At 74.1% G+C, this 4,862-nt stretch carries 3 protein-coding genes; 1 reads left to right on the top strand and 2 read right to left on the bottom strand.

Annotated elements, in window-relative coordinates; all coding sequences use genetic code 11:
- Nucleotides 1-108 precede the first annotated feature (108 nt).
- A complete protein-coding gene (locus GUY60_RS34560) occupies nucleotides 109-927 on the top strand; it encodes a cutinase family protein (protein ID WP_161705161.1) in 819 nt (272 codons plus the stop codon).
- Between the two features lie 9 nt (nucleotides 928-936).
- Here the strand turns inward: GUY60_RS34560 and GUY60_RS34555 are convergent, their stop codons facing one another.
- Nucleotides 937-3,942, bottom strand: coding sequence for an AfsR/SARP family transcriptional regulator (locus GUY60_RS34555; protein ID WP_161705159.1), 3,006 nt, complete (start codon nucleotides 3,940-3,942; stop codon nucleotides 937-939).
- A gap of 158 nt (nucleotides 3,943-4,100) precedes the next feature.
- Nucleotides 4,101-4,862 (bottom strand): serine/threonine kinase C-terminal domain-containing protein (locus GUY60_RS34550; protein WP_512700850.1); only part of this gene is annotated, 762 nt, incomplete at its 5' end.

Genomic DNA, 4,862 nt, shown 5'->3' with positions numbered 1-4,862 from the left:
GTCATCCCCATGTCACCCCAATGCCAACTCCCCTCCCTAGCCTCTGACTTGCTCGGTGAGAGCGAGTTGAGAGCAAGTACGTTCACCTTCTCAGGGGGAGATTCACGCATGGCCAAGACGAGCAGGATGACGCGGGTTCTCGGTGCCGCGGCCGCTACGGCGGCGTTGGCGGTCGGGTCCGTTGTCGCGTTTCCGGGGGCCGCTCAGGCCGATGGCGAGGACCGTTACTACATCCAGGTCGGGGGGACCGGGGCCACGCCGCCCGCGCCGCAGTGCACGTACTCCTATGACGCCGCGAACCAGGCGCACCAGCTCGGGGACCGGGCGATCACGGTGTGCTACCCGGCGTCGTTCGGGCCGTTCATCGGGCCGACCGGGTCGCTGATCGACGCCGCGACGCGGGCGGTGCACCCCGAGGCGATCACCGCGCCGCCGTACGACGCCAGCGTGCAGACGGGGATCAAGGAGACGCTGCGGGTCGCCGAGGAGACGCACCGGGCGCACCCGGACGCGCGGCTCACGATCGTCGGGTACTCGCAGGGTGCCCAGGTCGCCGACGAGGTGCTGCAGACCATTTCGCGCGGCGAGACGGGGATCGACAAGGCGCAGGTCGACGGCAAGCTGTACGCCGACCCGATGCAGCCGGGGACGGGGCTCGGGGCGATGGTTCCGAAGGGCGTGGGTGTGCCCGGGTTCGCCACCTCGCCCGGGACCGGGCCGACGGACTTCAACGGCATCCCGGTCACCCGGTACTGCATCAACGGCGACCCGGTGTGCGACGCGTCCATCCCGAACGTGCCCGGCTACTTCGAGCTGCACCCGAACTACCCCGAGGCCGGCAACGTCATCGAGCGGACGCTGACCGAGGACAACGGCAACGGCGTGCAGTGGCTGAACCCTGACGGGAGCCCGGCCCAGCGCCCGTAACGCCCGAGTTCAGCCGGCCTCCGGCGGCCGTCTGTGGCCCAGCGCGTCCAGTACGCGCGAGATGCGGGCCCGGTCGGCCGTCTCGGGGAGGGCCGTGGCACGCTCGAAGAAGTCGCGCGCCCCGGCCAGGTCCTCGGTGGCCGCGCCGTACCAGATCAGTTGGTGGCGGATCGCGATCTCCGAGTGGGTGCCGGTCTGTTCGTCGAGGACCGCGCGGGACCTGCGCCGGTGCGCGGCGGCCGACGCCGGGTTGCCGAGGGCCGTCTCGGCGGTGGCGAGCCGGTCGAGTACCGCGGAGTGCAGCGGTACGTCGCCGAGGCGGCGGGCCAGGTCCTCCGCCCGCTCCAGGGCGCGGACGGCCTCCGTGGGGCGGTCGAGGTCGAGTTGGAGGCGGCCGAGGCGGAGCAGGGTCTTGCCGAGGAGCCGGGGGCTGCCCGACTTCTCGGCGAGGGCGATGGCCTCGGTGTAGCGGTCGTACGCCTTCTCGTACTCGTCGAGCTGGTGGTGGATGTCGCCGACGCGGGTCATGACCGAGCCCATCAGCCAGTCGTCGTGTTCCAACGTGCCGACCAGGCGGGCGACTTCGGCGAAGTGGGTCATGGACTCCTCGGTGTCGCCCTCCAGGTTGGCGAACGTGCCGAGGCCGGCCGCGGCGCGGGCCTGCTCGTGCGGGTCGGCGGCGCGGCGGCTGAGGTCGAGCGCTTCGGTGAACCAGGCGCGGGCCTGCTGGTACCGGCCCTGCAGCCCGTACATCACCCCGAGTCCGGTACGCAGCGCGGAGACGAGGCGCCGGTCGGTGGCCCGGCCGGCGAGCGGAAGCACGGTCTCCAGGGCGGTGCGGCACTCGTGGAAGCGGCCCTGCCGGGTGAGGTAGTCGACCAGGCCCTCGGCGAGCCGGCAGGCGTCGTCGACCCGGCCGGAGGCCACGGCCTGGCCGACCACGTCGACGAGTTCACCGCCGGCCGCGTCCAGCCAGGCCGCCGCGTCCTCCCAGTCCGTGAACGGCCCGTTGTCCGGGGGGACTTGACAGGGTCCCGCGGTCGGCGGGACGGAGGTGCCCCAGTCGCTGGCGAGGCGGGCCGCGGCCACATAGAGCCCGAAGACCCGGCCGCGGGCGGCCTCGGCCGGGTCTGCCGGGTCCGCCGGGTCTGCCGGGTCCGCGTCGGAGGGGTGGGCGGCGGCGACGCGGCGGGCGTAGACCGCCATCAGGTCGTGCAGGCGGTAGCGGTCGGCGGTCACCTGCTGCACCAGGCTCGCGTTCGCCAGGTACTCCAGGGCCTGTTCGGCCTCGTCGGGCGAGCGGTCGAGCAGCGCGGCCAGGGCGAGCCGGTCGAGCTGCACGGTGGGGGAGAGACCGAGCGCACGGAACGCCCGTTGTTCGCCGGGCGGCAGTTGGCCGTACGAGACCCGGAACGCCACCTCGACGCTGCGGTCCTCGACGGCCAGCTCGTCGAGCCGCCGCTCGTCGTCGGCGAGGCGCGCCGCGAGCGCCTCCACCGCCCACAGCGGCCGGTCCTGGATACGTGCCCCGACGATCCGCAGCGCCAGCGGCAACCGGTCGCAGAGCGCGGCCAGTTCGCGTACCGCCGCGTGCTCGCGGGCGGAGCCCTCGCCGCCGACGATCCGGGTGAGCAGGCCCGCCGCCTCGTCGATGCCGAGCGGGCTGAGCGAGATCCTGCGGTCCGCGTCCAGGCCGGTCAGGCGCTGCCTGCTCGTCACCAGGACCATGCTGCCGGGCCCGGCGGGCAGCAGCGGCCGCACCTGTTCGGCGGCGGACGCGTCGTCCAGTACGAGAAGGAGCCGCAGCGACACGGTCGCCGCCCGCCACGAGGCGGCCAGCTCGTCGAGGTCCTCGAAGTCCTCGCCCTCCCCGGCGCCCACCGACCGCAGCAGGCGCCGCAGAACGCCCTGCCGCCCCACCGTCTCGGGGTCGTCGCGGTGCCCGTGCAGCTCCACGAACAGGCAGCCGTCGGGGTAGCCGTCCGCGAGCGCCCGCGCCGCGTGCACGGCGAGCGCGGTCTTGCCGATCCCGGCCATGCCGTCCACCGTCCGTACGGTGACCACGCGCGCGTCGGCGGGCGCGACGAGCAGGCCGTGCTCCCGCTCCCGGCCGGTGAAGTTGCCGATGTCGACGGGGAGTTCCTGGCGGCTGCGGTGCGGTGGCCGGGCGGGGGCCGACGGGCGGGTACCGGCCGGCCGCGCGCCGGGGACGGCCGCTACGGGTACCGGGGTGCCGCGGAGGATCGCCTCGTGCACCCGGCGCAGTTCGGCGCCGGGTTCCACGCCCTGCTCGTCGACGAGGCGGCGGCGGACCGTGGCGTACACGTCCAGGGCGTCGGCCTGCCGGTCGCCGGTGTGCAGGGCGCGCATGAGCAGCGCGGCGAGCGCCTCGTTGTACGGGTGGGCGGCCGTCAGGGCGAACAGTTCGCCCACCGCCTCGGCGTGCCGTCCGAGCCGGAGCCTGCACTCCGCCAGGTCCTGCGCGAGGACGAGCCGCCGCTCCGCGAGCCGCAGCCGCTCGCCCTCCGCGAACGGCCCCGGCACCCCGGCGAGCGGCTCGCCGCGGAACAGGCCGAGCGCCGCGGACCAGGCGTCCACCGCGGCGTCCAGGTCCCCGGCGTCCCGCGCGGCACGGCCCGCGGCGGCCGTCTCCTCGCAGCGCACCACGTCCACGGCGGCGTTCCCCGGAGCGAAGCGGTAGCCGCCGCGTGCGGTGACGAGTACGGAGTCGGCGGTGCCGTTGCCGAGTGCGTCCAGGCGTTTGCGCAGCCGGTGCACGTAGACGGGGATCACCTTGGCGCCGGTGCCGGGAGGTTCCGCGCCCCACACCCCGTCGAGGAGCTGCTGTCGGCTCACGGTGCGGCCGGGCCGGAGCAACAGGGCGGCCAGGAGCGCCTGTTCACGTACCGGCCCCAGGTCCACAGGGGTGTCGCCGCGCCAGGCCTGGGGCGGGCCGAGCAGCGCGAATCGTAGGTGCGGCGTTGCGTCTGTGGATAACTCGCGCGTGATCGGCACGTGGGGGATCCTATGGAGACTCGGGCCGGCGGCGGTAGCCCTCACAAGATCCGCCCCTGGCGTGAACGGCGGCACCACACCAGGGGATGGGGCGGGCGGAATCTGCACGTGAGTTGTGAACGCTGCCGTGTCCGTTCCACCTGCAAATTGCGGTACTGCTAGGGGACGAAGGTCTCCAGCGCCACGTCGAAGTGCCGCTTCGCCGCGGCCTGTTGCTGCGACGGCGCCGAGATCCACAGGTCGTACATCTTGCCGTTCTGGTCCCAGCTCAGGTCGTACGTGTGCCGGGGGCCGCCGTCCGCGGCGGTGCCGTCCCAGGTGAACTCCCAGAGCGCGGCGGGGTGACCGTTGTGCGTGGTCTCGCGGACCGAGCCGCCACGGTAGCCCGGGTAGTCGTCCGGGCCGTCCCGGTGCGCCTGCTGCATGACCGCCAACGAGCCCTGGGGGTCCTGGGGTTGGGGGTGGAAGCCGAGGCGGTACTCCTTGCCGGGGGAGTAGTAGTAGACGCGCGGCGCCTCGTAGGAGCGGGTGAAGCCGTCCGGTACGGCCACCTGGAAGCCCAGCGGGTCCTGGACCGTGCGGTAGCCGGCCGGGGCGGTGTCCTTCGCGGGGGCCTGCGTGCTGTCGTCGGGCGCTGGTTCGTCGGTGTCCGAACCGCCGCCTCCGGTGCGGTCCTTGCCGCCGGAGGAGGGCGTCTGCCGGTCGCCGGCCGAGCTGCTCGGCGTGGGTTTCGGGACCCGGCTGCCCTCGGGTCTGTCCGTCCCGTCCGTCCCGTCCGTCGGCGTGGGGTCGGCCTCCCGCACGGTCCCGGTCGCCCCGGCGGGTGCCTTGTCGTCGCGGGACGCGTACCAGACCCCGAACCCGGTGCCGCCCGCGGCGAGCGCGAGCGCAAGCACTCCGGTCACCACGGCGGTACGCAC

Origin of the sequence: Streptomyces boluensis, assembly GCF_009908195.1 — a bacterium.
Lineage (GTDB): Bacteria > Actinomycetota > Actinomycetes > Streptomycetales > Streptomycetaceae > Streptomyces > Streptomyces boluensis.
Note: the sequence above shows the minus strand (reverse complement) of the source record. Positions and strands in the feature narration are given on the sequence as shown.